General features: G+C 47.3%; 4 protein-coding genes. All 4 read left to right on the forward strand.

What is annotated here, in order from left to right; all coding sequences use genetic code 11:
- The first annotated feature begins 90 nt into the window (after positions 1–90).
- Positions 91–687: a cytochrome c nitrite reductase small subunit gene (gene nrfH, locus RDN93_RS21740; RefSeq protein WP_308747399.1), complete on the forward strand. Its 597-nt coding sequence runs from the start codon at positions 91–93 to the stop codon at positions 685–687.
- A 42-nt stretch (positions 688–729) separates the two neighbouring features.
- Positions 730–2211 carry an ammonia-forming cytochrome c nitrite reductase gene (nrfA, locus tag RDN93_RS21745; protein ID WP_308747400.1) on the forward strand — a complete coding sequence of 494 codons (1482 nt, stop codon included), beginning with the start codon at positions 730–732 and terminating at the stop codon, positions 2209–2211.
- Positions 2212–2233: 22 nt separating this feature from the next.
- The gene (locus RDN93_RS21750; protein ID WP_308747401.1) at positions 2234–3478 is read left to right on the forward strand and encodes a cytochrome c biogenesis protein ResB; all 1245 of its coding nucleotides are present in this window, start codon (positions 2234–2236) and stop codon (positions 3476–3478) included.
- A partial coding sequence (locus RDN93_RS21755; RefSeq protein WP_308747402.1) for a cytochrome c biogenesis protein CcsA occupies positions 3475–4247 on the forward strand: 773 nt, incomplete at its 3' end. The genes RDN93_RS21750 and RDN93_RS21755, both read left to right, overlap by 4 nt.

A 4247-nucleotide genomic window follows, 5' to 3' on the forward strand; every position in this document is an offset into this window, starting at 1 on the left:
ATAAAGAGTATTTTTTCTTTCGAAAGGTGTAATAGATATTACACCTTTTTTGTTTCAAAACCTTTACTTTTGTAAAAAATACTTTTTCATATGATGAAGTTACCAATAATAAATCGACTATTTCCTTCGTATAAATGGAAGGTAGCGGCTGTCATCATTGGCGGTGTTATTGTGGGCGGGGGAGCGCTCTTCATGTATATGCTCCGCGCGCATACTTATCTGGGAGACGACCCGGCTGCATGTGTGAATTGCCATATCATGACGCCTTACTACGCGACATGGTTCCATAGTTCGCACGCCCGTGACGCCACTTGTAATGACTGTCATGTGCCGCATGAAAATGCCGTGAAGAAATGGACTTTTAAAGGTATAGACGGTATGAAGCACGTCGCTGCTTTTCTCACGAAAAGCGAACCGCAGGTTATCCAGGCTCACGAAGCCAGTTCCGAAGTGATAATGAATAACTGTATCCGCTGTCATACGCAGCTCAATACGGAGTTTGTGAAGACGGGGAAGATAGACTATATGCTGTCGCAAGTAGGAGAGGGGAAGGCTTGCTGGGATTGTCACCGCGATGTTCCGCATGGCGGAAAAAACTCCTTGTCCGGCACTCCGGGAGCTATCGTTCCCCTTCCCGAATCGCCTGTCCCCGAATGGCTCCGGAAGATGGTGAATAATAAAGAGTAACAGGAAATGAAATACGTAATAAAATAATAAAACCGATATACAATGGAAAAGAAATTAAAATCATGGCAAGGATGGCTGTTGTTCGGAGGTTCAATGGTCGTTGTTTTTGTTTTGGGATTATGCGTTTCTGCGTTGATGGAGCGCAGGGCGGAAGTCGCCAGCATCTTCAATAACCGTAAGAACGTCATCAAGGGGATTGAAGCACGGAATGAACTCTTCAAGGATGATTTTCCCCGTGAATATCAGACTTGGACGGAAACGGCAAAGACTGATTTTGAAAGCGAGTTCAATGGAAACATTGCAGTCGACGCACTGGAGAAACGCCCCGAAATGGTTGTCCTTTGGGCCGGATATGCTTTCTCTAAGGACTATTCCACTCCGCGCGGACACATGCATGCTATTGAAGACATTACCGCTTCACTGCGTACCGGAGCACCCGTGAATCCGACCGACGGTCCTCAGCTGTCAACTTGCTGGACTTGCAAGAGCCCGGATGTTCCCCGCATGATGGAAGCCATAGGCGTAGATTCTTTCTATAATAATAAATGGGGAGCCATGGGCGCCGAAATCGTAAATCCGATTGGCTGTTCCGATTGCCACGACCCGGAGACGATGAATCTTCATATCAGCCGTCCGGCTCTGATTGAAGCTTTCCAACGTCAGGGAAAAGACATCACCAAAGCTACTCCGCAAGAAATGCGTTCACTGGTATGTGCGCAATGTCACGTTGAATATTACTTCAAGGGCGACGGCAAATACCTTACTTTCCCTTGGGATAAAGGGTTCACGGTGGAAGATATGGAAGCCTATTATGATGAGGCCGGTTTCTACGATTATATCCATAAACTGAGCCGCACGCCGATTCTGAAAGCACAGCATCCTGATTATGAAATTTGCCAGATGGGTATCCACGGTCAGAGAGGTGTCTCCTGTGCCGATTGCCACATGCCTTATAAGAGTGAAGGCGGCGTGAAATTCAGTGACCACCATATCCAAAGCCCGTTGGCTATGATTGACCGCACTTGCCAGGTTTGTCATCGTGAGAGCGAAGAGACTTTGCGCAATAACGTCTACGAACGCCAACGCAAAGCGAACGAAATCCGCAACCGCTTGGAACAGGAATTGGCGAAAGCGCATATCGAAGCTAAATTCGCCTGGGACAACGGAGCAACAGAAGCTCAAATGAAAGATGTTCTTGCATTGATTCGTCAGGCACAGTGGCGTTGGGACTTCGGAGTGGCTTCACACGGCGGTTCTTTCCATGCACCGCAGGAAATTCAGAGAATCCTTTCTCACGGACTCGACCGCGCTATGCAAGCCCGTCTTGCCGTATCCAAAGTATTGGCGAAGAATGGATATACAGGCGACGTTCCGATGCCGGACATCTCGACGAAGGCAAAGGCACAGGAATATATCGGTCTGGATATGGACGCTGAAAGAGCTGCGAAAGAGAAGTTCTTGAAAACAACTGTTCCTGCCTGGTTGGAGAAAGCGAAAGAAAACGGACGTTTGGCGCAGATATAAAACAAATATAAGATAGACATATATGTGGAGCAAACCGTGGAGTTATAAAGAAGGGCTGACGATTGGCGCAGGATTACTGATAATAGGCATATTGCTGCAAATGACAGTGGGTGCTATTAACTGGGATTTGTTTGCCTGTCCGGTCAATGTGATTGTGTCAGTGGTTTATATCATTGCCCTGATAGCCATGCACCTTCTTCGTAAACGTGTTTATTTATTCGGATGGTTAAGTCATTATTCTGCTGCTGTCTCCGCTCTGTTGTGGGTGGTCGGCATGACGGTGGTAATGGGACTTATCCGGCAAGCTCCTTCCGGTCATGCTTCAAATGCTTCAACGGATTTGCTGGGATTCTCACAAATGATTGCATCCTGGCCTTTCGTTCTGCTTTACTTTTGGATGGTTACTGCATTGGGACTGACGATACTTCGTGCCAGTTTTCCTTTTAAGTGGAGACGACTTTCGTTCCTTCTCAATCATATCGGATTGTTTGTTGCATTGATAGCTGCCACTTTAGGAAACGCCGATATGCAACGTTTGAAGATGACTACCCGGATGGGCAATGCCGAATGGCGGGCTACCGATGACAAAGGACATTTGGTGGAACTTCCGCTGGCTATCGAACTGAAGGATTTCACTATTGACGAATATCCCCCGAAACTGATGTTGATTGACAATGAGACAGGCCGCACGCTTCCTGAAAAATCTCCGGTACATTTGCTGCTGGAAGAAGGTGTGTCAAACGGTAACTTGCAGGATTGGCAACTTACCATTGAACAGTCTATCCCAATGGCGGCTTCCGTAGCTACCGAAGATACATTGAAGTTCACAGAATTTCATTCAATGGGGGCAACGTATGCCGTGTATCTGAAAGCTGTCAATCAGAAGAGCCGGTTGGCTAAAGAGGGCTGGGTGAGCTGCGGTAGTTTTCTTTTTCCGTACAGGGCAATGCGTCTGGACTCGTTGACCAGTCTTGTGATGCCGGAACGGGAACCGCAACGGTTTGCGTCGGAAGTGAAGATTTACACACAGGAAGGAACGATAACGGAAGGTACAATCGAAGTAAACCGCCCGATGGAAGTGGAAGGATGGAAAATCTACCAGCTTAGTTATGACGAGACAAAAGGACGATGGAGCGATGTCAGCGTTTTCGAACTGGTGCGCGACCCTTGGTTGCCGGTAGTTTACGCAGGAATTATTATGATGATGGCAGGAGCTCTCTGCCTGTTCGTGAATGCACAAAAGAGGAAAGAGGAGGATAAAGCATGAGTTGGGACTATTTTGTACTGTTTGCCATAGCCGCACTGGTTTGTTGGGCTATCGGAGCTTTTGCAGCCTGGAAAGGAACGAAACCGGGCTGGGCTTACGGATTTACTCTGTTGGGACTGGCTATTTTCTTCAGCTTTATGATTGGAATGTGGATTTCTCTTGAACGCCCGCCCATGCGGACGATGGGAGAGACGCGTTTATGGTATTCTTTCTTCCTTCCGTTGGCAGGATTGATTACCTATGTGCGTTGGAAGTACAAATGGATTCTTAGTTTCAGTTGTATCCTCTCGCTGGTATTTATCTGTATCAATGTCTTCAAACCGGAGATTCACAATAAGACATTGATGCCTGCTTTGCAAAGCCCGTGGTTTGCGCCTCATGTCATCGTGTACATGTTCGCCTATGCCATGTTGGGAGCGGCGACGGTGATGGCTGTCTATCTGCTTTGGTTCAAAAAGAAGGAGATAGAACGGAAAGAGATGGACTTATGCGACAACCTCACCTATGTAGGTCTGGCATTTATGACATTGGGAATGTTAACGGGCGCAATCTGGGCGAAAGAAGCCTGGGGACATTACTGGGCTTGGGACCCAAAAGAGACATGGGCGGCGGCAACTTGGTTTGCCTATCTGGTATATATCCATTTCCGATTGGGCAAACCGTTGAAAGCGCGTCCGGCATTAGTTATTTTGTTAGTATCGTTTGTTTTATTACAGATGTGTTGGTATGGAATCAATTATCTTCCGTCCGCACAAGGAGTCAGTGTACA

The sequence above is a fragment of the uncultured Bacteroides sp. genome (assembly GCF_902491285.1).
Lineage (GTDB): Bacteria > Bacteroidota > Bacteroidia > Bacteroidales > Bacteroidaceae > Bacteroides.